This is a genomic window from Limnohabitans sp. T6-5 (genome assembly GCF_003063315.1).
Lineage (GTDB): Bacteria > Pseudomonadota > Gammaproteobacteria > Burkholderiales > Burkholderiaceae_C > Limnohabitans_A.
Genome location: NZ_NERV01000001.1, coordinates 429,732 through 454,100 on the forward strand (window position 1 = coordinate 429,732; position 24,369 = coordinate 454,100).

Genomic DNA, 24,369 nt, shown 5'->3' on the forward strand with positions numbered 1-24,369 from the left:
ACATGCATGCTACTAATGCAAAGCTTCTGTAAGAATTTCTGAAATTCGCTTTGGTGAAAAGTTAAATAAAGATTTTTCCGGTTTATTTTCAATTGATTTAATAAGTTGACTGGCAGCTGAAGAGATAGAAACATCGGCCCATACTTGCTTATCTTCTAAATCTGACCATTGATATTCAGAATCTTTGACATTAATTAACTTAGCGTCTACGAGATAGGTTGAACTCTGAGTCATGTAGTCAACATTGCCCGAGTAATTGGTAGCCACGACGGGCTTGCCCAATAACATAGCCTCAGCCAAAGTCCGCCCAAACCCCTCTGCCCTGTGCAACGACACATAGGCATCGCAGGCATTGATCAGGCCCAGCACTTCCGGTCGGTCTAGGGTTTCGGTAATCAGCTGTATGCGCTTGTCGGTTTGGCATTCTTTTAAGAAAGCCTGCCATTCAGGGTTGTTTGGCTTGGTGTTCATGGTTTTCAGCACCAAGCCCACGGTGTTGTCGGTGGGCTTAAAGGCCTGCTTAAATGCCTGCACAGCAGCCATGGGGTTTTTGCGGGCCACGGATGAGTTGAAGTCAAAGATGTACAGAAACAAGAACTTTTTCTCAGGCAGGCCATAGTGCTTGCGTGGGTAGGGTTTCATGCGCGCTACGCTCACGGCCAAGGGCACTAGCTTCACAGGCTTGTCTGTGGACTGCTGATACATGTCATACAAAAACTGGCTGCTGGCCCACACCTCGTCTACCAGATCAAAGGCATAGGGTTTCCATGCTTTGGGGAATACAGCCAGCTCCCACGGCCACCAGCCGATGTTGCGATAGCCTTCAAACACGGCTGCGCCTTTTTGCATAAACACGCGGCTGACGGTATCAAACGCGGGCAGGCAAAACAGGTTGGTGTTGTAAGGGGGCAGCTCTGTGCCGTCGCTCACCTTGCCCTTGAGGTGCAGGTCGGCTTGGCGGGCGTCGCCCGCATCCACATTCACCACATGGTAGGCAATGCCTGCGGCTTCGCAGCATTCCACGGCCATGCGCAGGTCTTCGCCAATACCCAGCTCGCCGTAGGCGAAGCCATAGATGTTCAGGCCAAAGGGTTTGTCAGCCGCGGTGCTTGGGCTGGGTGTGTTTGCTGTTGTTTGCTCTTTGGCATTGCGCAAACTGTTGGCCAATGGCATGGCTGACTGGCCTAAATGCTGCGTGGCTTCTGCGCTTTGCAACCATGACAACCAACGCCCTGCAATCAGTGGCACCAAGCCCAGTTGGGGCGCCACACCAAAAAACCACAGCATGAATGACTGCCGCCCAGCAAGGGTGTGTATGTCTTTGGCCTTTTGGGTGGATTCGTCCAGCAATGACCAAAGCAAATACATGAGCAATGATGCTGCGGGCATTGTGGTGTCTGTATGGGCCGGCAGGGCTTGGTCCAGCATGACAAGCAGGCTTCGGGGGGCGTGTTGCGCCAGCTTGTGTTCGCTCAGCCCACGGGCCAATGCCCAGGCAACAAACTTTTGCGGGTTGAGCTGTCCATTGAGGCTAAGTTCTTTGACAGCATCAGGCCTGTGCTTGGCCAGCATGGACACGACCTTGGGGACCTGAAGGGTCAGCCCGCCCATATTGGCTGTGCCAGCAGGTTCAAACAAAGCGTTCAGCGTGCTTGGTGGCAGGTCGTCTGCCCATGCAGGAAACTCCATGCGGCCTTTGATGAGCCACCATTCGTCAAAACCGGGGTTGTCTTGCGTGGTGTAGACGTCGCGCACGTCCTTGCGCAAGAGCCAGGCAAACTGTTTGGCCAGCTTGACGTCGAGAACGGCTTTGGGCAGCTGTTGTGCAGGCGTTTGCCGCGCTGTGTCCGCTTTGGCGATGGGTTCAGCAATGGCGACAGCAGCGGGCATCAGGCCTTTTGAAACACAAAACTGTTGGAGAGCATTTGGTCTTCTGCCCCGACCATGCCGTCTTCTCGCACTTCCAGGCAATGGCAACCCGCTTCAGTCATGATGCGAAAGACTTCTTGCTGCGGCAAAAAGTGCATCTCCAGCGTGTTGGGGGGGGTGGAGTGCAAGTACCGCTCCACCTCAAAAAAGTAGCCGTTGCGGTAGGTGGGTATCTGTATATAGGCCACCCCCCCAGAGCGCAGTTGAGTCAGCAAGGTTTTCAACATCCAGGCCATGACGGGTGGCGGGTTGTGCTGCAGGGTGATGACCGAAAGGATCGCATCAACCTGCGGCAACTGGTGCATTTGTTGAACCTTGTGCCAGTGTTGAAATTCAACGTTGTGAATCTCTTTGCTTTGCAGGTGGTTTTTGGCGATGGCAATGTGCTGGCTGGAGATATCTGCCGCAATGACCTTGGCAAATGCAGCGGCCAAATATCCGGTCACGCGCCCCACGCCACAACCCACCTCGAGGCAGGTGTGCAGCTGGGCCGGGTTCACACCGCAACGGCGCAAGGTGGCCAAAAAGATCTGGCTGGTGTAATTGCCCGAGGTGTAGAACTGTTCGCGGTGGGCTTCAAACTCTGCCTGGTAGTACTGGGGTTGCGTGACCACGGACCAATAGGGTTCGGTTTGGCCCAAGTGTTCCCACTCTTTGTGAATGCGGTCAAACATTTGGTCCATGGCATCGTCTGAGACGATGGTTTCAACCGGTATTTTGGGCAGCGTGAAGGGGTGGCGTTGGCGGATGGCCTGGGGTTTTTGCAGTACTTCAGTCATGCGCTGAAGGAACTCTGGCGACTTGATGAAAATGTCGCGCAGATGTTTGGGGGTCTGCGCGGTTTGGCAGAGGTTGTTGACCACGTCGGTGTTTTCGGGGTCTCGACCCAAAAACAACTGATAGGCCAAGGTGACTTCTTCTGGAGTGCTCAATTTGAATAGCGAATTTTGGTTTTCGTCAGTCGACTTCTATGAAGTCGACACATTTTGTGATTATCGATTAATTTTGAAGCATTTTTTATGCTTGTCGATTCACTGACGAATGTTTGAATTTTTTTGAGGCGGTTTTTTGGGTCTGCCCTGAGGGGTGTTGAATGTTCAAAGATGTTGTTTGGCGCTGGCAACAGAGCTGACAGGGGTCTTTGCTCAACTAGCCATGTCGGAGCTAAAGCTACCGACCTACGGGGGTCTTTGCTGAACTACCAATGTCGGAGCTAAAGCTACCGACCTACGGGGACAGATGTACTGATGGATTTAAGGTTTACTTTTGCTTGCGGGGCGTTTGGCAGGGGCTGCGCCGGGTGCTTTGCTGCCAACGCTGATCACTTTGGGGCCGCTGGGTCTGTTGGTTTGAATTCGCCGGACAGCATCTTGCGCTTGTGCAGATGGCGGTTCGCCACCAGCATCAGTGGTTTGTGCATTTTGCTTGGCCGTAGGCAATGGATTGGTCGCTTGCTTTTGCAATTCCAGCACAGCGATTGACTTGGCAGCAAAGTCGATCCAGGTGGCCCAGGGGCGATGGATGGAGGCGTGCTGGGCCTCAAGCCGTTTAAGCACTTCTGGAAATGCATAGATCAAACGGACAAGCAGCAAACGATCTGCTTCGCTGAGTTTGGCAAAGACTGCCGCATCAAAAATGTTTTTTTCTATCGAAAAGCGCAGCTCCAGCTTGGCGCCCGAATCGTCTTGCGATTCGGCATACCAGCTGTCAAACGGCTTGTGTTTGCCATCAATGAGTGGGATTTCAAATTTGGGGAACTGAGAGAAACCACCGTCTTGAACAAGGGCCGCGCCTAAACGGGTTTCAAACTTTTTCCATGTGCGGCCGCCATGGGTCATGCCGTGCAACTCGATCCACAGGTGTTCGTAGTCGGGGTTGATGAGTTCGCGCTTGAGTTTGACGGCGTCATAGCGCAGCACGGCTGGCAAAGCCAACAACTGGGTGGACAACAACTTGAGGGATGGACGCCAGAAGTTGGGGTCAAATCCCGCTGGAACGTCGATGCCTTGCCACTGCGTGGTTTCCAGTTGGGCCAATATGCTGGCCCCTGCCGTGAGATGACGAAAATCCGTGGTGCTCAGGCGCAAAAACTTTTCCACTTGCACCGTGCTGGTAGAGATGAGTTTGGGCACGAGCGCCGAGTCGTCTTTTGCCAGGGCTTGCTCATCTGCGACCAAGCCAATGCCCGGCTGGCCTTGCTGCAACACTGTTTGAAACAAAAACTCTGGCAAAACGAGCCCGGCTTGGGCATAGTCTTTGACGCGCCAGGTGATGGAAGGCACCTCGGAAACGCTGTCAAAAGCCAGCAGTTCTACAGAGCCAAAATCCACATAGTTGGGGTGCCGTTCTTCCAGGCGGGTCCAACGGTTTTTATAGGCTTCATAAAGCTGCTCAAAACGGCCTTTTTCTTCGTAATACTCCACCAGCTCTTCTTGTGCTTGCATGAGTTGCAACAGCAACAATTCATTTTCTTGATGGCTGTCTTCGTATTTCGCACTGGCTTGCTTGACTTGCTTGGAAAGTTTGTCGCGCTCTGCCTGAGTGGTGGTCAATTCTTTGGTTTTGGTTTCTAACTGAGATTTGGCGTCAAGCAATGCTTTTTGGGTGGCCTCATCCATTTTGGGCATGGATTGCAGCTTGGCCAGCTTGTTCGCCAAGTCGTCCTTTTCTGCCGCTAATTTGCTTTTTTCCTGCCGCAGGGCATCAGACTCTGCTTTAGATTGAGCCAAGGATTGATGGCTCAGTTGTTCTGCTTCAGTTTTGGCTTTTGTCAGTTGCTCTGCATGGGCTTTGGCTGCGGACAAGGCCTCTTCTGTGCTTTTTTGCTTCTTTTGGTTTGCCTCTAAGTCTTGCGTCAGTTTGTTCAATTGCTCCTGCAATTGCAGATGGCTTGTTGTTTGATTCGCTTTGAGCTTATCGGCTTCTGCCTTGCTTGCAGTCACGAGCGCTTGAGCATCTTTAACCGCTTTTTGACTGATTGCCAATTCCTGGTTGAGCTTGTCGGTCTGTTCTTTCAATTGCTGGCTGACGGCCAACTCGCTTGCACGGGCTTTGTCTGTTTCTGATTTGCTGGCATTGAGCAGCGATTCACTGTCTTTGTGAGCTTTTTGACTTGCTGCCAGGGCTTGGTTGAGTTTGTCGATTTGATCTTGCAGTTGCCTGCTGTTTGCCGACTGATCGTTTTTAAGCTTGTCTGCCTCTGCCTTGCTGGCAGACACGGCGGCTTCGGATGTGTTGAGCTGTGCCTGCAAAGCTTGCAGTTTGGCTTGCTGCGATTGAAGCTGCGACTGCAATGCTTGCATTTCGCTGGTTTGCTCAGCCAGCTTTTGTTCAAGCGCGTCTTTGGTGTCCAGCAGCTGCGCATATTGCGGCTTAAGTTCTGCCAGTTCATGGGTTGCACCCAACACCACAAACTCATTGCTGCGCAGAGTTTGTTGCAAATTCTCGACTTGTTCTTGCAAGCTTTGAATTTGGATGTCTATCTTTTTTTGGGCTTCTTTGCCGATGAGCTTCAAGATCTGTCCTTTTGCACCACTTGATCAGCCATCACTGTTTTGCAAACAGGTAGCGGTAGGTTTCTGTCACTGCGTCTTGGGGGTCTGTTGCCGCCAACAGAATCAAGCTGAGGATGTTTTCTGACTGCGTGGTAGCCAGGGTGAAATAGTCGCTTTTGACCTGAAACGACGTCTGGATTGCGTTGATGACGTCTACTGCTGTGCGCACACCGCCTTGGTAACTTTGGCGGTTGGCTTCCACACTGAGCTCGGCTGCGGCCATGGCTTCGCGCTGAATGCGCAGGGCTTCTATGCCAGTGGCCACCAAGGCGGCCAACCGGTCTGCTTCCAACCGGATTTTGGATTCGGTTTCGCGCAAGCTTTCCTGGGCTTTGACAACGCCGGCTTGCGCGGCGTCCATGCCATACAGGGTGCCTGCTTTCAGTGGCACCGATAAGCCCACACCGACATAGTTGTTGACTGTGGCTGCACCTGTGGTCTTGCTGTAGGAATATTGGGCAGTTACTGCAGGCAAGAAACTGGCCTTGATTTTTTTGACTTCGTATTCGGCAATTTCCACGTTGTAGCGAGCGCCCAAAACGTTGGGGCCGGAGCTCAGCGCCACTTGCGTGTAGTCTTGCAAGGGGCGAAGGCCGTAGGAGCCGTGGGTGGTGGGCAAAACAAAGTCACTGGCCTGTGGCATGACGCCGGTGATGGCTTCATATTGCTTGAGGGCGTTTTGCAGTTGGGTTTTGAAAGTCAGCTGCTGTGCTTTGGCTTGGCTGGCCTTGACTTCAATGTCGCGCAAGTCGGTGATGGTGCCCTGCCCCAGTTCTTGTTTGCGCTTGGCGGCCAGGGCTTGCTGGTCAAGCGCTTCCATTTTGGCGCCGTTGAGCTTGATGTTTTCATTGGCCAGGATGATGGCGTTGGCGGCTTTGACCAAGCGTATGGCCAAGTCTTGGCGCTTGCCCTGCAGGTTGACTTCGGCCAGCAGTTGCTGGGGGGCAGCCTGGCCCAGCATCATCCAGCGTTGTGCATCCAGCAAAGGCTGAGACACCGTGAAGGTGGTACGGCTGCCCGTGTCTGTGGCCAGGCGTTGGGTGCTGAAGTTGGCCTCAGGGAAGAAAACTGAGCGCGCTTGCTTGACATTGCGTTGACCGACTTCAAAGTCAGCTTTGGCTGACTGGTAAGTGGGGTCAAAGCTTTGGGCTTTTTCGAAGTCAAGCGGCAAATTTTGCGCAAACACCTGATTCGCCATAGCTACCGCAGTGGAGAGTGCCACCAGCACTTTTTTCAAAATTACCATATTTTGAATACACCCCAACAAATTCAACAATGATTGGCAAATTTTATAGTATTAAACTAATTTTTTTGAGTTCTCGACCAAAAACCAAAGCTAGATCATCATATTTGAGCGCTCTCGTTTCTAAAATAGATACTTTATAACTAAAAAATTAAGACTTGTAGTGGATGACCAAATGCAAGCCTACATACGCGCAACAAATGATCAATCCTTGAAGGCTCGGGCCATTTTGTCGGACAAGGGCTTGAGCAAATAGCTCATGAATGACCGTTCACCGGCTTTGATGACCACATCGACCGACATGCCAGGCTGTACTTTGAGACCGGCCAAAAGAGCGATGCCTTCGGGTGTTGTTTCGACTTGAGCCAAATAAAACTCACCCTCTTGGGGGTTCGTTGCGGGCTCTTTGTCGGCACCGACCACTTTGACCACGCCGGGAATGACGGGGGTGGTCACCTGGTTGAATCCGGTAAAACGCATGTCGGTGGGCATGCCCACACGGACTTTGTCGATGATGGAGTTGGGAATCTTGGCTTGTACGACGAGCTTTTCATCTTTGGGCACGATTTCCATCAGGACCAGACCGCTGGTGATGATGCCGCCCACCGTAAACACCTTCAGGCCCACCACGCTGCCACTGACGGGGGCTTTGATTTCTGCCAATTCACGGTCAAATTTGGCGGAGTCCAGACGGCTGGACATGGCGTCGCGGTTTTTTTGGATGTCTTGCAGCTGATTGTCGATGTCCTTGAGCAAGGCACTGCGCACTTGGCTGATTTGCAAGCGGGCACGCGAGATGTCGGCTTGGGTATTGGCCAGGCTGGAGTCGATGTCACTTTTTTGCCGCTCGGCCTGGTTGGCCTGGTTCTGCGGCACGAAGCCGTTTTTGGCCAGCTCTCGGGTGTTTTTCATTTCCTCATCAAGCGTTCGGGCCTGGATTTGACGGGATTTGAGAACTGCACTGAGGCCGGTGATTTGCTCGTTGAGGCTGGCCACCTGACTGTTGTACTCGGACCGGCGAGAGTTGAACAATTGAATTTGCAGCTTCTTGGCTTCTTCAACGCGGGCATCTCCGGGTTTGAAGCGTTTGCGCAATTCATCCGACCAGTTGATGCCGCCCAGGTTGTCGCGCTCAGCCTTGAGTCGTGATTCAGAGGCCAGCAGGTTGATGTAGGTGAGCTCTGCCCCCGTCATTTCGACTTCGGTCTTGAGCGGGTTGACACGCAAGAGGACATCGCCTTGTTTGACTTCAGCCCCTTCGGTCACGTTGATTTCTTCGACCACGCCACCCGTGGGATGTTGTACGGTTTTGCGGTTGCCCAGCACAGAGACGTTGCCCGGCACGGTCACACCGGCATCAATCGGAGCCAAAAACGCCCAGGCCAGGAAGACGCCAAAGAAGATCAAAAAGAAGCTGGCAGCTTTGCGACGGATTGCAGACTCTTCGACCTGAACCGGTTGCAGGCCGTGGTGGCTGAGTTTGCTGGGTTCGTAGGGATTCCAGCCTTGGACCCAACGGCTCAGGCTGGCATCGAGTCTGGCCCAGAAGCCGGGCTTGGTCGTGGCATTTGATTGAGCTTCGTTGGGCTCTGAAATATTTGTGGATGAGGTTTGCGGAATAACTGGAGTCTCGGCGCTCATGACTTTGCCACCTGCAAAGTTGGTACGATGGGTGCCCCAGGTACTGGCAAAGGTACATCAGATGCTGTAGCACCTTCAGTGGGGACCACTTGCAGCTTGCGCACAGCGTCGAGCATTTCGCGGGCATCACCAAAGGCGACTTGTCGACCGGCTTTGAGTACGAGCATTTTGTCGACCACCCCGACCAAACGAGGCCGGTGCGTGGTCAGGACCACGGTCGAGCCACTGGCTTTGAGCGCCTGCACGGTTTTGACCAACGCGCTTTCGCCGATCTCGTCGAGGTTGGAGTTGGGTTCGTCCATGACCACATATTTGGGCATGCCATAGACGGCGCGAGCAATGGCCAAGCGTTGACGCTGCCCACCGGACAAGGCAAAGCCTGTTTCACCCAGCTGCGTGTCGTAACCTTTAGGGAAGGTCAGGATTGTTTCGTGCATGTCGATCAACTGGGCGGCCAAGACCACTTTGGCGGGTTCTACCTCGCCCAGACGGGCAATGTTATCGGCCACGCTGCCTTCGAAGAAGTCGATTTCCTGAGGAACATAGCCCACCAAGGGCCCCACTTCGTCGTGACTCCAGTCATTGAGTTCTACGCCGTCAAGGCGGATGGAGCCTGTTGCAGGCTTCCACAGGCCCATGAGCATTTTGGCCAGCGACGACTTGCCCGCCGCACTCGGTCCTACAACGGCCAGCACCTCACCGGGGGACAGGGAAAAATTAATGTCTGCCAGCACAGGTTTGTTGTGACCTGGCGGGATACCAACGGCTTTGGAGACATCCAGCTTGCCCTGCGGTGCCGGCAGTTGCATTTTTTGAGTGTTTTCAAAATCATCGGCCAGCAGTTCATTCAACCGGTCATAAGCTTGGCGGGCTGTGACGATGTCTTTCCAGTGTCCGACCAGTTTTTGGATGGGCGACACAGATTTGCTGATCAACATGCTGGCAACCATGATCATGCCGCCAGTGATCAAGCCTTCCATGGCCAAAAAAACACCCAGTGCCATTTGCAATGAGGGCAATGCCTTTTGTAAGAACCCAGACACGCCCCCCATGAGCCCTGTGGCTTCACTGGCATTGACCTGGTTCGTCAAGTAGGTGCGGTGTTGGTCATACCAGCGTTGTCGCACTGCACCCAGCATACCCAGGGCCAATGTAGCCTCGGCATGACGCAGGCTGTTGCCCGCCACGCGACTGGCTTCAGCATTGGCGTTGTTGGCTTCCTTGAGGATAGGGGTGGTGACTTTGGTGGTGAGGTAGCTGACGACAAGCATCAAGAGCGACGCACAAAATGCAAAAACCGCCAAATAGGGATGAAAAAATGCACCTATGACAATAAAAATCAATGCAAATGGCGCATCAAGTAAAGCAAGTAATGGCGCACCGGTCAAGAACTGCCGCAGTGACTGCAAGTCGCCGAGCAGCTGTTGAACGTTGACATTTTTGCGACCGACATAGCGACGAAATGAGGCGTCGAACACGTCTGCAGCCAAGTCCCAGTCAATACGCAGGGACAAGCGAATCAAAAGACGTGAGCGAATCCACTCCAACGCGGACCAAAACACATAGAAAGCAATGACTACGGTCGTGAGCGACACCAAGGTGACGCCACTGCGACTGGACAGGACGCGGTCATACGCGTTCATCATGTACAGGAGTGGAGTGATGCTGAGTAAGTCGATGACAAAAGTCAGACCCATTGCAAAAATGAAAGCCTGACGCGCCTGCATCAGGACTTTGCGAACTGGTCGTTTGTCACCAGTTGTTTGAATATTGGCTTTTTGATCAGACATGTTCAAATTGTGCGCCAATTTTTAATACTTTAGAAATCAAATTATCAGACAGACTTCTTAACGATATCCATCGCGAACACATCCACCTGTTGCTCACTACCGCCCAAGAACTCGACTGGCGGCAAGACGTACTGTGCCACAACCTTGGTCACGCCCAATTGGGCCAATTGATCGGAAACACCGTTCTCAAGGATCTGCTGCAATGTCTGAACATCGCTGGCACTGATCTGACCAAAATCAAGCTCTGCACCATGATCAAAAATGGCTTTGGTGGTACCTGGCACAGAGTCGCTGGCGAAGTGACCAATCAAATCAACCAAGTCACTGACATTGCTTGTGCCTGCGTCAACATGCACTGGCGAGATTTGGCTGGTCAACACATGGTCAACGCCCAATTCGGCCAAAGCCTTGAATGTGGTTTGCATATGGTCTGCCGCAACAGCGTCGATCTCCACACCTGCTTGAGGCAACGCTTCCAGCATGCCTGCGGCGTGAAGCGCAGAGGCCAAATCGTCACCAACCGTGACCAAATCTGGTGTGGCCAGCTCGATGCTGCGGACACCTGCGTCTTGCAGCGAACGGATCAAATCTCCCATGCTGGCGTCAGACTCCAACATGCCATGCAAAATGTCGACACCATTGTTCATGATGTTGACAACATCATCGAGTGTGGTCATGCCACGTGCATAGGCAGGTACCGAATCAACGATCACGTTGAAGTCAATACCCGCATTGATCAAGGCAAAAGTTGCTGCATCGCTCGTCAGATCTCCCAATTGACCTTGGGACAAAGTGATGTGATCGATGCCCGCATCTGCCAAAGCCTGAGCAACTGGCGAAATATCGTTCAGCGACTGATCAGCAAGATTCAAAGTGACATCCAGCTGCGTATCGAAGTGAGGCAGTGATCCAGAAGTCAATACCCCATGGTCACCCAATTCCAGATTGACCGCACCATGCTGCGTGGTGACGGTATCAACACCCAGCTTCTGAAGGTCTTTCAAACTTGTCGACAGATGTGTACCCGATGCATGGAAATCAATTGCATCGGCCATTGCAAAGTCCAGTCCAGCATGGATCAAGGCGTTGGCCTCGACCTGATCGATGCTCACTGACACGTTGTCGCTGCCGCCCAGATTGATGTGGTCGATGCCCATCGCGGACAAGGCGTTCGCCATGTGTGCAATGCCCGCCACATCGTCTGCACTGGCGTTCAAGGTCACGCTCAAGGCGGCGTTTTCTTCTGCGCTCAGGACGTGGTCGCCGTTGAGGTCACCGAACAGGCCTGGCAGTTGGAAGTTCGCACCGCCTGTGCCATTTTGGCCAAAGGCGCCTGTGCCCAGGTCCACGTTGATGTGGTCGCCGCCTGTCACCTGGATCGCATCCACGCCCAGCTTGCTCAGGTCTTTGAGGCTGTTGCTCAGGTGTGTGCCCGATGCAGCCGTGTCCACGTTCAGCGTGATGGTGTCGCCCGCTGCAAAGTCCAGTCCAGCATGGATCAAGGCGTTGGCCTCGACCTGATCGATGCTCACTGACACGTTCTCGCTGCCGCCCAGATTGATGTGGTCGATGCCCATAGCGGACAAGGCGTCTGCCATGTGTGCAAGGCCTGCCACATCTGTGGCTTGAGCGTTCAAGGTCACGCTGAGAGCGGCGTTTTCTTCTGCGCTCAGGACGTGGTCGCCGTTGAGGTCACCGAACAAGCCGGGCAGTTGGAAGTTCGCACCGCCTGCACCGTTCTCGCCAAAGGCGCCTGCGCCCAGGTCCACGTTGATGTGGTCGCCGTTGACTTGGATCGCGTCCACGCCCAGCTTGCTCAGGTCTTTGAGGCTGTTGCTCAGGTGCGTGCCCGATGCAGCCGTGTCCACGTTCAGCGTGATCACATCACCGGCTGCAAAGTCCAGTCCAGCATGGATCAAGGCGTTGGCCTCGACCTGATCGATGCTCACTGACACGTTGTCGCTGCCGCCCAGGTTGATGTGGTCGATGCCCATCGCGGACAAGGCGCCTGCCATGTGTGCAAGGCCCGCCACGTCGTTTGCACTGGCGTTCAAGGTCACGCTGAGAGCGGCGTTTTCTTCTGCGCTCAGGACGTGGTCGCCGTTGAGGTCACCAAACAGGCCTGGCAGTTGGAAGTTCGCACCGCCTGCACCGTTCTCGCCAAAGGCGCCTGCGCCCAGGTCCACGTTGATGTGGTCGCCGCCTGTCACCTGGATCGCGTCCACGCCCAGCTTGCTCAGGTCTTTGAGGCTGTTGCTCAGGTGTGTGCCCGATGCAGCCGTGTCCACGTTCAGCGTGATGGTGTCGCCCGCTGCAAAGTCCAGTCCAGCATGGATCAAGGCGTTGGCCTCGACCTGATCGATGCTCACTGACACGTTCTCGCTGCCGCCCAGGTTGATGTGGTCAATACCCATCGCCGACAGGGCGTCTGCCATGTGCGCAATACCGGCCACGTCACCCTCTTGAGCGTTCAAAGTCACGCTCAAGGCGGCGTTTTCTGCATCGCTCAAGAAGTGGTCGCCATTGAGGTCACCGAACAGGCCGGGCAGTTGGAAGTTCGCACCGCCTGCACCGTTTTCGCCAAAGGCGCCTGCGCCCAGGTCCACGTTGATGTGGTCGCCGCCTGTCACCTGGATCGCGTCCACGCCCAGCTTGCTCAGGTCTTTGAGGCTGTTGCTCAGGTGTGTGCCCGATGCAGCCGTGTCCACGTTCAGCGTGATGGTGTCGCCCGCTGCAAAGTCCAGTCCAGCATGGATCAAGGCGTTGGCCTCGACCTGATCGATGCTCACTGACACGTTGTCGCTGCCGCCCAGGTTGATGTGGTCGATGCCCATCGCCGACAAGGCGTTGGCCATGTGTGCAATGCCTGCCACATCGTCTGCACTGGCGTTCAAGGTCACGCTGAGAGCGGCGTTTTCGCGCTCGCTCAGAACGTGGTCGCCGTTGAGGTCACCAAACAGGCCGGGCAGGTTGAAGTTCGCACCACCTGCACCGTTTTCGCCAAAGGCGCCTGCGCCCAAGTCCACGTTGATGTGGTCGCCGCCTGTCACCTGGATCGCGTCCACGCCCAGCTTGCTCAGGTCTTTGAGGCTGTTGCTCAGGTGTGTGCCCGAAGCCCCTGTGTCCACGTTCAGCGTGATGGTGTCGCCCGCTGCAAAGTCCAGTCCAGCATGGATCAAGGCGTTGGCCTCGACCTGATCGATGCTCACTGACACGTTCTCGCTGCCGCCCAGGTTGATGTGGTCGATGCCCATCGCGGACAAGGCGTTGGCCATGTGTGCAAGGCCCGCCACATCGTCTGCACTGGCGTTCAAGGTCACGCTCAAGGCGGCGTTTTCTTCTGCGCTCAGGACGTGGTCGCCATTGAGGTCACCAAACAGGCCAGGCAGTTGGAAGTTCGCGCCGCCTGCACCGTTCTCGCCAAAGGCGCCTGTGCCCAGGTCCACGTTGATGTGGTCGCCGTTGACTTGGATCGCGTCCACGCCCAGCTTGCTCAGGTCTTTGAGGCTGTTGCTCAGGTGCGTGCCCGATGCAGCCGTGTCCACGTTCAGCGTGATCACATCACCGGCTGCAAAGTCCAGTCCAGCATGGATCAAGGCGTTGGCCTCGACCTGATCGATGCTCACTGACACGTTGTCGCTGCCGCCCAGGTTGATGTGGTCGATGCCCATCGCGGACAAGGCGTCTGCCATGTGTGCAAGGCCTGCCACGTCTGTGGCTTGAGCGTTCAAGGTCACGCTGAGAGCGGCGTTTTCTTCTGCGCTCAGGACGTGGTCGCCGTTGAGGTCTCCGAACAGGCCTGGCAGTTGGAAGTTCGCGCCGCCTGCGCCATTTTGGCCAAAGGCGCCTGCGCCCAGGTCCACGTTGATGTGGTCGCCGTTGACTTGGATCGCGTCCACGCCCAGCTTGCTCAGGTCTTTGAGGCTGTTGCTCAGGTGTGTGCCCGATGCAGCGGTGTCCACGTTCAGCGTGATGGTGTCGCCAGCTGCAAAGTCCAGTCCAGCATGGATCAAGGCGTTGGCCTCGACCTGATCGATGCTCACTGACACGTTCTCGGTGCCGCCCAGATTGATGTGGTCGATGCCCATCGCGGACAAGGCGTTGGCCATGTGTGCAAGGCCTGCCACGTCACCCGCCGAAGCGTTCAAGGTCACGCTGAGAGCGGCGTTTTCTTCTGCGCTCAGGACGTGGTCGCCGTTGAGGTCACCAAACAGGCCTGGCAGTTGGAAGTTCGCACCGCCTGTGCCATTTTGGCCAAAGGCCCCTGCACCCAGGTCCAAGTTGATGTGGTCGCCGTTGACTTGGATCGCGTCCACGCCCAGCTTGCTCAGGTCTTTGAGGCTGTTGCTCAGGTGCGTGCCCGAAGCCCCTGTGTCCACGTTCAGCGTAATCGTGTCGCCCGCTGCAAAGTCCAGTCCAGCATGGATCAAGGCGTTCGCCTCGACCTGATCGATGCTCACTGACACGTTGTCGCTGCCACCCAGGTTGATGTGGTCGATGCCCATCGCGGACAAGGCATCTGCCATGTGCGCAATGCCTGCCACGTCACCGGTGGCGGCGTTCAAAGTCACGCTCAAAGCGGCGTTTTCTGCATCGCTCAGGACGTGGTCGCCATTGAGGTCACCAAACAGGCCAGGCAGTTGGAAGTTCGCGCCGCCTGCACCGTTCTCGCCAAAGGCGCCTGCGCCCAGGTCCACGTTGATGTGGTCGCCGTTGACTTGGATCGCGTCCACGCCCAGCTTGCTCAGGTCTTTGAGGCTGTTGCTCAGGTGCGTGCCCGATGCAGCGGTGTCCACGTTCAGCGTGATCACATCACCGGCTGCAAAGTCCAGTCCAGCATGGATCAAGGCGTTGGCCTCGACCTGATCGATGCTCACTGACACGTTCTCGGTGCCGCCCAGATTGATGTGGTCGATGCCCATCGCGGACAAGGCGTTGGCCATGTGTGCAAGGCCTGCCACGTCACCCGCCGAAGCGTTCAAGGTCACGCTGAGAGCGGCGTTTTCTTCTGCGCTCAGGACGTGGTCGCCGTTGAGGTCACCAAACAGGCCTGGCAGTTGGAAGTTCGCACCGCCTGTGCCATTTTGGCCAAAGGCCCCTGCACCCAGGTCCAAGTTGATGTGGTCGCCGTTGACCTGGATCGCATCCACACCCAGTTTGCTCAGGTCTTTGAGGCTGTTGCTCAGGTGTGTGCCCGAAGCCCCTGTGTCCACGTTCAGCGTAATCGTGTCGCCCGCTGCAAAGTCCAGTCCAGCATGGATCAAGGCGTTCGCCTCGACCTGATCGATGCTCACTGACACGTTGTCGCTGCCACCCAGGTTGATGTGGTCGATGCCCATCGCGGACAAGGCATCTGCCATGTGCGCAATGCCTGCCACGTCACCGGTGGCGGCGTTCAAAGTCACGCTCAAAGCGGCGTTTTCTGCATCGCTCAGGACGTGGTCGCCATTGAGGTCACCAAACAGGCCAGGCAGTTGGAAGTTCGCGCCGCCTGCACCGTTCTCGCCAAAGGCGCCTGCGCCCAGGTCCACGTTGATGTGGTCGCCGTTGACTTGGATCGCGTCCACGCCCAGCTTGCTCAGGTCTTTGAGGCTGTTGCTCAGGTGCGTGCCCGAAGCCCCTGTGTCCACGTTCAGCGTGATCACATCACCCGCTGCAAAGTCCAGCCCAGCATGGATCAAGGCGTTGGCCTCGACCTGATCGATGCTCACTGACACGTTGTCGCTGCCGCCCAGATTGATGTGGTCGATGCCCATCGCGGACAAGGCGTTCGCCATGTGTGCAATGCCCGCCACATCGTCTGCACTGGCGTTCAAGGTCACGCTCAAGGCGGCGTTTTCTTCTGCGCTCAGTTGGTGGTCGCCGTTGAGGTCTCCAAACAAGCCAGGCAGGTTGAAGTTCGCGCCGCCTGCGCCGTTCTCGCCAAAGGCGCCTGTGCCCAGGTCCACGTTGATGTGGTCGCCGTTGACCTGGATCGCATCCACACCCAGTTTGCTCAGGTCTTTGAGGCTGTTGCTCAGGTGTGTGCCCGAAGCCCCTGTGTCCACGTTCAGCGTAATCGTGTCGCCCGCTGCAAAGTCCAGTCCAGCATGGATCAAGGCGTTGGCCTCGACCTGATCGATGCTCACTGACACGTTCTCGCTGCCGCCCAGGTTGATGTGGTCGATGCCCATCGCTGACAGGGCGTCTGCCATGTGGGCAATGCCGGCGACGTCACCTGTGGCGGCGTTCAAAGTCACACTCAAAGCTGCGTTTTCTGCATCGCTCAGGACGTGGTCGCCATTGAGGTCACCAAACAGGCCAGGCAGTTGGAAGTTCGCGCCGCCTGCACCGTTCTCGCCAAAGGCGCCTGCGCCCAGGTCCACGTTGATGTGGTCGCCGTTGACTTGGATCGCGTCCACGCCCAGCTTGCTCAGGTCTTTGAGGCTGTTGCTCAGGTGCGTGCCCGAAGCCCCTGTGTCCACGTTCAGCGTGATGGTGTCGCCCGCTGCAAAGTCCAGTCCAGCATGGATCAAGGCGTTGGCCTCGACCTGATCGATGCTCACTGACACGTTCTCGCTGCCGCCCAGGTTGATGTGGTCGATGCCCATCGCTGACAGGGCGTCTGCCATGTGGGCAATGCCGGCGACGTCACCTGTGGCGGCGTTCAAAGTCACACTCAAAGCTGCGTTTTCTGCATCGCTCAGGACGTGGTCGCCATTGAGGTCACCAAACAGGCCAGGCAGTTGGAAGTTCGCGCCGCCTGCACCGTTCTCGCCAAAGGCGCCTGCGCCCAGGTCCACGTTGATGTGGTCGCCGTTGACTTGGATCGCGTCCACGCCCAGCTTGCTCAGGTCTTTGAGGCTGTTGCTCAGGTGCGTGCCCGAAGCCCCTGTGTCCACGTTCAGCGTGATGGTGTCGCCCGCTGCAAAGTCCAGTCCAGCATGGATCAAGGCGTTGGCCTCGACCTGATCGATGCTCACTGACACGTTCTCGCTGCCGCCCAGGTTGATGTGGTCGATGCCCATCGCTAACAGGGCGTCTGCCATGTGGGCAATACCGGCCACGTCACCGGTGGCGGCGTTCAGGGTCACGCTGAGAGCTGCGTTTTCTGCATCGCTCAGGACGTGGTCGCCATTGAGGTCACCAAACAAGCCGGGCAGTTGGAAGTTCGCGCCGCCTGCACCGTTCTCGCCAAAGGCGCCTGTGCCCAGGTCCACGTTGATGTGGTCACCGTTGACCTGGATCGCGTCCACGCCCAGCTTGCTCAGGTCTTTGAGGCTGTTGCTCAGGTGCGTGCCCGAAGCCCCTGTGTCCACGTTCAGCGTGATGGTGTCGCCCGCTGCAAAGTCCAGTCCAGCATGGATCAAGGCGTTCGCCTCGACCTGATCGATGCTCACTGACACGTTCTCGCTGCCGCCCAGGTTGATGTGGTCGATGCCCATCGCTAACAGGGCGTCTGCCATGTGGGCAATACCGGCCACGTCACCGGTGGCGGCGTTCAGGGTCACGCTGAGAGCTGCGTTTTCTGCATCGCTCAGGACGTGGTCGCCATTGAGGTCACCAAACAGGCCGGGCAGTTGGAAGTTCGCGCCGCCTGCACCGTTCTCGCCAAAGGCGCCTGTGCCCAAGTCCACGTTGATGTGGTCGCCGTTGACCTGGATCGCATCCACACCCAGCTTGCTCAGGTCTTTGAGGCTGTTGCTCAGGTGCGTGCCCGAAGCCCCTGTGTCCACGTTCAGCGTAATCGTGTCGCCCGCTGCAAAGTCCAGTCCAGCATGGATCAAGGCGTTCGCCTCGACCTGATCGATGCTCACTGACACGTTGTCGCTGCCACCCAGGTTGATGTGGTCGATGCCCATCGCGGACAAGGCATCTGCCATGTGCGCAATGCCTGCCACGTCACCGGTGGCGGCGTTCAAAGTCACGCTCAAAGCGGCGTTTTCTGCATCGCTCAGGACGTGGTCGCCATTGAGGTCACCAAACAGGCCAGGCAGTTGGAAGTTCGCGCCGCCTGCACCGTTCTCGCCAAAGGCGCCTGTGCCCAGGTCCACGTTGATGTGGTCGCCGTTGACCTGGATCGCATCCACGCCCAGCTTGCTCAGGTCTTTGAGGCTGTTGCTCAGGTGCGTGCCCGCTGCCGAGTGGGTGTCCACGTTCAGCGTGATCGTGTCGCCCGCTGCAAAGTCCAGTCCAGCATGGATCAAACCCATCGCCTGGGTTTGATCGATGGTGACTGTTTCGTTGACATTGCCGCCCAGGTTGAGCACGGCGTGCAGACCGGTTTCGCCCAGCAAGGAATTGATCTCGTCGCTGTAACCGGGCACACCCAAGTCGTCCACATTGATTTCGACGCCGTCCTGCACACGCAGGCCCGCGGCAGTGTGAAGTGCTTGGAAGTCTGACAGCGAGATGCTTGGAGCCGTCAAGCTGTGGCCAGAAACATCAAATCCCTGGGCAATATAGGCCTTGGCCGCTGCAATGCTCAAAGAATCGCCGGGTGGTGCAGGCAAAGTCACTCCGTCATTGGCGGCAATCTGAATCTGCGCGTCAAATGACGTGGCAAAGCTTGCTGCCGCTTGCAAGGGGCGCTCACTGTGCAAAACGTTGGAAATCGCATTGAGCAACGATGTTTGGGCTGCTGCAACCGTCGATTTGGCCAGCGCGATGTAGATCTGGTCGTCGACAGACAACTCCAGACCATGAGCGCTGTTGGCCAGTCGAACGGCCAAGGCTTCGAAATTCTTGACCAATGCATCCGTGACATGGTCCAACATGTCACTGACGGCCTGTGTCATCGCAGATTTCAGAGCGTCGGGAATCGATGCCGAATGCGCAACGATCGAGGAGATGACCTCTTCATTGAGCGCATGCAGGAGTGCCATGCGACCCTCTGCAGTTGCTGCATCCGCCATGTGGCCAAGGCTGATTTCGGAGGCCAAATGCGCAAAGGAGCTTTGAATGTCCTGCACCACGCTGCCCGCAGAACCCAGCTTGATGGCTGTCTGCATCAAGGTCATCATGACCTGCTGAGCAGCAAACACCGCAGCACCGGCCTGTTGCAGCGCACTCAGACTCGCGCCATCCATGGGCGACACGATGGCGGCCATGGGGTCAAAATCGGTCACGCTGGAAATGCCTGCATCAGCCAGCAATGTGTCAAGGCCCAAGACCTTCAGCATGCTGGTCTCGATGGCCGCACGTTGCGCATCAGGCCCAAAGGCCAAGAGTGTTGTCAGGGGCGTGATCACCGACGAGCCAGCTGGCGCAAACAGGTAACCAACGACCTCGCCAGAGAATGCGTCTGTACCACCCGTTGAAACCCAGCGGCCACCGCTGAGAGGTGTATCCACGGAAACGCTGTAACGACCCAACGCATCCGTCGTGGCTGTCGCTTCGCCTTCGTCCTGAATCAGGTTGTTGTTCAGGTCGTAGAAAACCGTCGCGTTTTGAACATACCCGTCAATGACTGTGCTGGCACCGTCGATGGTGACCTTGAGCGTACTGGTGGATGTTGTCTCACCATCGAAGACGGTGTATGTGAAAGTCTCTGTGAATTTTTCACCGGCATTCAGGGCCACGCTGGCTGCACCGGTAGCCTCATAGCTATAGCTGCCATTGACACCCAAGGTCAATACGCCATGGCTGGTGACGATGCGGTACGTGTTCGACGCCGCATCAAACGAAACCGCATCTTGGCTCGCGTTGGAGATACCCGATATGGACAAAATCGAACCCTCGACATCGCTGTCGTTGGTTAGCAAGTTATAGCTGCTTTGGCTTGCGCCTTCAGTGATACGCAGGGTATCGGCAACGAGTCGCGGCGCATCATTGACTGCGCTCAGGCTGAAGCTTTGCTCAACCGCTGTATGGCCACCTTGACCATCGTTGATGGTGTAGCTCAGCGCCACCGGGCCGTAGTAGTTGGCATCGGGCGTGAAGCTGTAGTTGCCGTGGCCGTCATCCGTGAGGGTGCCGTGCTCTGCTGTCAGGTTCGTCACGCTCAGCGTGCCACCATCGACATCGCTGTAACCTTGCAGCAGTTGTGCGACAGTGAAGGTGTAGGCGGTGTCTTCAACGCCTGCGCTCAGAATGGCGGGGAGGCTGGTCAGCGCTGGAGCGTCGTTGACGCTGTTCAGGCTGAAACTTTGGCTGGCCGATGTGTCGCCACCTTGACCGTCGCGCACTTGGTAGCTGAGCGTGACGGCGCCGTTGTAGTTGGACGCTGGCGTGATGGTGAAAGTGCCATCGCCGTTGTCTGTGACTGTGCCGTGGTCTGCGCTCAGTGCGCCCACGCTCAGCGTGCCACCGTCCACATCGCTGAAGCCTTGCAGCAGTTGCGCCGCAGAGACTTGGTAGGCTTGGTCTTCTGAACCTGCAGCCAGGATGGCAGGCAGGCTGGTCAATGCTGGCGCGTCGTTGACCGAGTCCAGCGTGACGGTTTGTGTGGCATGGGTGCGACCGCCTTGGCCGTCCACCACTTTGTAGCTCAGTGTCAGCGTGCCGTTGTAGTTGGCATCTGGTGTGATGGTGTACACGCCAGGGGCCGTCAACTGCACTTGACCATGATCGACGCGCAGGTTTTCGACCGCCAGTGTGCCGCCGTCTTGGTCGCTGTAGCCTGTCAGCAGGTCTTGCACGCTCACGGTGTAAGTGCTGTCTTCTTGGCCTGCCGCCAGATGTGTGGCCGTGCCGGTCAGGGCTGGCGCCACGTTGTTGGCCGACAGACCAAAGCTTTGGCTGGCTGCTGTTTCCGCGCCGTTTGCATCCACAACCTTGTAGTTCAGCGTCACCAGACCTGCATAACCCGCATCGGGGGTGATGGTGTAGGTGCCGTCACCGTTGTCAGTGACACTGCCGTGATTGGCACTCAAGGCGGCCACGCTCAGCGCATCGCCCTCGACATCGCTGTAACCCTTGAGCAAATCAGCGGCAGAAACTTCGTAGGCTTGGCCTTCTTGGCCGTTGATCAGGTCAGCTGCTTCGCCGTTCAGTGCGGGTGCATCGTTGACGCTGTCCAAACTCAAGGTTTGTGTGGCGGCGGTGTGTCCACCTTGGCCGTCGGCAATGATGTAGCTCAGTGTGACGGCGCCGTTGTAATTGGCCGTAGGCGTGAAGGTATAGGTGCCGTCGTGGTTGTCCGTGATCTGGCCGTGGTCAGCCAACAGTTCGGTCACGCGCAGGGTGCCCAAATCGGCATCGCTGTAACCGGTCAACAAGTCGGCCGCACGAATGATGTAAGACTGGTCTTCTGTGCCTGCAGCCAAGCTGGCCTTGGAACCCGTCAAGGCAGCTGCGTCGTTGCTGGCGCTCAGGCTGAAGCTTTGCTCCACCGCTGTATGGCCGCCTTGACCATCGTTGATGGTGTAGCTCAGCGCCACCGGGCCGTTGTAGTTGGCATCGGGCGTGAAGGTGTAGGTGCCTTTGCCGTCATCCGTGAGGGTGCCGTGCTCTGCTGTCAGGTTCGTCACGCTCAGCGTGCCACCATCGACATCGCTGTAACCTTGCAGCAGTTGTGCGACAGTGAAGGTGTAGGCGGTGTCTTCAACGCCTGCGCTCAGAATGGCGGGGAGGCTGGTCAGCGCTGGAGCGTCGTTCGTGCCGGTAATCGTCACCGTCACGACCTGTTCAGTGCCGTCTGCTGCTTTGACGGTGATGCTGTCGGTGTAATCCGTGCCTGCAACGAACTCGTTGTGGGCGCTGCCCATCGAGTACGTCCACACACCGGCTGAGCTCACGCTGAAGGTGCCGTAGCCGTGGTTGCCTGCAACGTTTGTTTGCGCCTGGAACAGGTTGGCGGTGCCGTCCACATCGGTGGCGGTCAGCGTGCCTGTGGCGGTCAGCGCTGCATCGGTTTCGTTCAGTGTGGATGTACTGGCGCCGCTGATTTGCGCAGCATCGTTCGTGCCGGTGATTGTGATCACCACGTTTTGCGTGGCCGTACCGTCTTTGCTGATCACAGCAAAGGTGTCGGTCACTGTCGCATCTTTAGCCAGCGCTTGCACAGCCGATTTGGCGTTATCCAGCGTGTAGGTCCACTTCCCATCAGCACCAATGCTGAAACTGCCATAGATGCCTGCCACTTGGGTCTGTACCAAGACGGCTGATTCACCGGTGTCCACATCACTGATGACCAAGGTGCCGGTGGCGGTCATCGTCTGCGCATCTTCTGTCACAGCGCCTGTGGCTGTGCCGCTGATTTGCGCGGCGTCGTTGACAGCCTTGATGTTGAGCAGTTGATGGGCCGCAGTCACAGCCACGCCATCACTAACGCCATAACTCAGATGCACTGAGCCGTTGTAGTTTGCAGGGGCTGTGAGTGTGTAAGTGCCGTCGTTGTTGACAGTGACCTTGATTTCAATGCCCTGATCGCCTTTGGCGATCAGGTTGACGATACTCAGTTTCTGGCTTTCAGCGTCTGAATACCCCTTGAGCAAGTCCGATGCTTTGAGAGTTGTGCTGAGGTCTTCTACGCCATCGACCAAGACCGCCTGCGCACCCGTCAAAGCCGGCGCAAAGTTACCAGCGCTGTACTCGAAGTTGATGTGCGACGCAGCCGATTCGTTGCCCGCCTTGTCAATTTGACGCAGCGTGAGGACAAAAGATCCCAGGGGGGCAGCAACAGGCGCCGTGTTGCCAGAGATTTGGGCACTCCAGGTAACCCCATTGTCCAGGCTGTACTGCCAAACGGCACCGGCTTCCAGACCGGTTACCGTGATCATCACATTGGGTTTGCCTGCACCACCGACAGGGTCGGCATAAGGGGCAATCTGCGCGCCAAGGGCATCAGCATGACTGTCGTACGTGATGGCCACAACACCCGAAGCCACAGCCTCATGCGTTTGCGAGTCTGTCACAACCACCGTCAGGGTGGCCGAGCCATCTTTTGTAAAAGGAGGCAAGTGGATATCGATGTACCCACGCGCCACGTCTTCTGGTGTCACCGTGACAGTGGTGGGCTCATGCCCTTCTTGCGTCAGCTTGATCGTATCGCCCACTTTGACCGTATCGGCCAGAGGCTTCAAGTCAATACGGACGGTGGGATCGGCCACATGGGTCAACAAGGCCGAACCATTGAGGCTGGTGTCACTGGAAGGCGCCAGCTTGAAATCAACCACCTTGTGACCATGAGAAACAAATTGCAAGAGCGCTTTAAGGCTCTGGAATGCTTCTGCGGACATGGTGCCGCCCAGGCTCAGGATGTGCGACAGGTCGTCTTGAACCAGTTTTTGGAATTCGTAAATACCGTCCAACGAATCCGCACTGATGGTGTTGCCTTCTGCGATCAGCAAAACAGCATCACCCGACAGACCTGTCACCGAGGTGATGATGGAAACGTCGTTGAGTGCAAAGGGCTTTTGAGCCCCACTTGCAACATCTGCAATCTGCTTTGTCAGGCCACTGATGATCTTGCCCATGGCATCCTGGATCGACAAACCAGGGTCGGATGCGCGCATGGCAGACGATGCCGTGATGAGCAAATTGGCCACTTGAGCAGCTTTGATTTGCAAAGCCAAAGCCAGGCTTTTTTGTTCAGCAGTGCCTGACATGGCGGCAGCAATCGGATCAAGCGTCAGCAGATCTTGGCTGTCTGGAATGCCCAAAGCCGTGCGCACTGCCTGCATGGCATTCGCGGCCGACATGCCCGGGTTCGCGTCAATGAAGCTTTGGACCAGTGTCGTCAACGGGTTGATGACTGTTGCCCCAGAGGGCGCACTCAGTTCAATCTCGAATTTCAGGCCTGTTGATGTATCCACACCACCCGACGCCACAACTTTGCTGGCTTGCTTGAGCAAAGATTCGTCAAATGTGTAGTGCCCCGATGCATCGGTTTTGGTCGTGGCAATGACCTTGCCGTTGGCATCGATCAGTTTGACGATCGAGCCTGAAATGTACCCATCGGCCACGATGCCGTTGGCATACAAAACCGCCTTGGCCACAATGGTTGCAGGCCCACCGCCCATGGTCATGGCACTGAACAGGAAGCCGCCACCCATCACTGCGAATGGCGTCAGACCTTGCTCACCCATTTTCAACTCAGGCCATTCAAAGCCTGTCGATTTCGCTGAACCGTTTGCATCGGCATTGGCCAGCAATGGATTGTCGGATGACGTCAGCGATGGTGATTGCGCAGCTTCTTGCTCCAGGGCATAACGCTGCTCAGCGCCGATGCCTCGCGCCTGAGCGGTGCTGGCAAGCTCCTCATCAATCAGAGCACGCAACTGGGCTGCTG

Annotated in this window: 7 protein-coding genes; all 7 read right to left on the minus strand. The window is 56.5% G+C overall.

The window, feature by feature from the left end; all coding sequences use genetic code 11:
• Positions 1-12: 12 nt before the first annotated feature.
• Entirely contained in the window at positions 13-1,428 is a 1,416-nt protein-coding gene (locus B9Z51_RS01730) for a glycosyltransferase family 4 protein (RefSeq protein WP_158272801.1), read from the minus strand.
• 461 nt (positions 1,429-1,889) lie between these two features.
• A complete protein-coding gene (locus B9Z51_RS01735) occupies positions 1,890-2,861 on the minus strand; it encodes a class I SAM-dependent methyltransferase (protein WP_108371260.1) in 972 nt (323 codons plus the stop codon).
• 321 nt (positions 2,862-3,182) lie between these two features.
• Complete coding sequence (locus tag B9Z51_RS01740) at positions 3,183-5,444, minus strand: hypothetical protein (protein ID WP_108371261.1); 2,262 nt, start codon at positions 5,442-5,444, stop codon at positions 3,183-3,185.
• Between the two features lie 31 nt (positions 5,445-5,475).
• Positions 5,476-6,729 carry a TolC family protein gene (locus B9Z51_RS01745; protein WP_108371263.1) on the minus strand — a complete coding sequence of 418 codons (1,254 nt, stop codon included), beginning with the start codon at positions 6,727-6,729 and terminating at the stop codon, positions 5,476-5,478.
• Between the two features lie 201 nt (positions 6,730-6,930).
• A complete protein-coding gene (locus tag B9Z51_RS01750; RefSeq protein ID WP_108371265.1) occupies positions 6,931-8,367 on the minus strand; it encodes an HlyD family type I secretion periplasmic adaptor subunit in 1,437 nt (478 codons plus the stop codon).
• The gene (locus tag B9Z51_RS01755) at positions 8,364-10,157 is read right to left on the minus strand and encodes a type I secretion system permease/ATPase (RefSeq protein ID WP_146187668.1); all 1,794 of its coding nucleotides are present in this window, start codon (positions 10,155-10,157) and stop codon (positions 8,364-8,366) included. Before B9Z51_RS01755 ends, B9Z51_RS01750 begins: the two co-directional genes overlap by 4 nt.
• Before the next feature lie 44 nt (positions 10,158-10,201).
• Positions 10,202-24,358 carry a cadherin-like domain-containing protein gene (locus B9Z51_RS01760; protein ID WP_146187669.1) on the minus strand — a complete coding sequence of 4,719 codons (14,157 nt, stop codon included), beginning with the start codon at positions 24,356-24,358 and terminating at the stop codon, positions 10,202-10,204.
• Positions 24,359-24,369 lie beyond the last annotated feature (11 nt).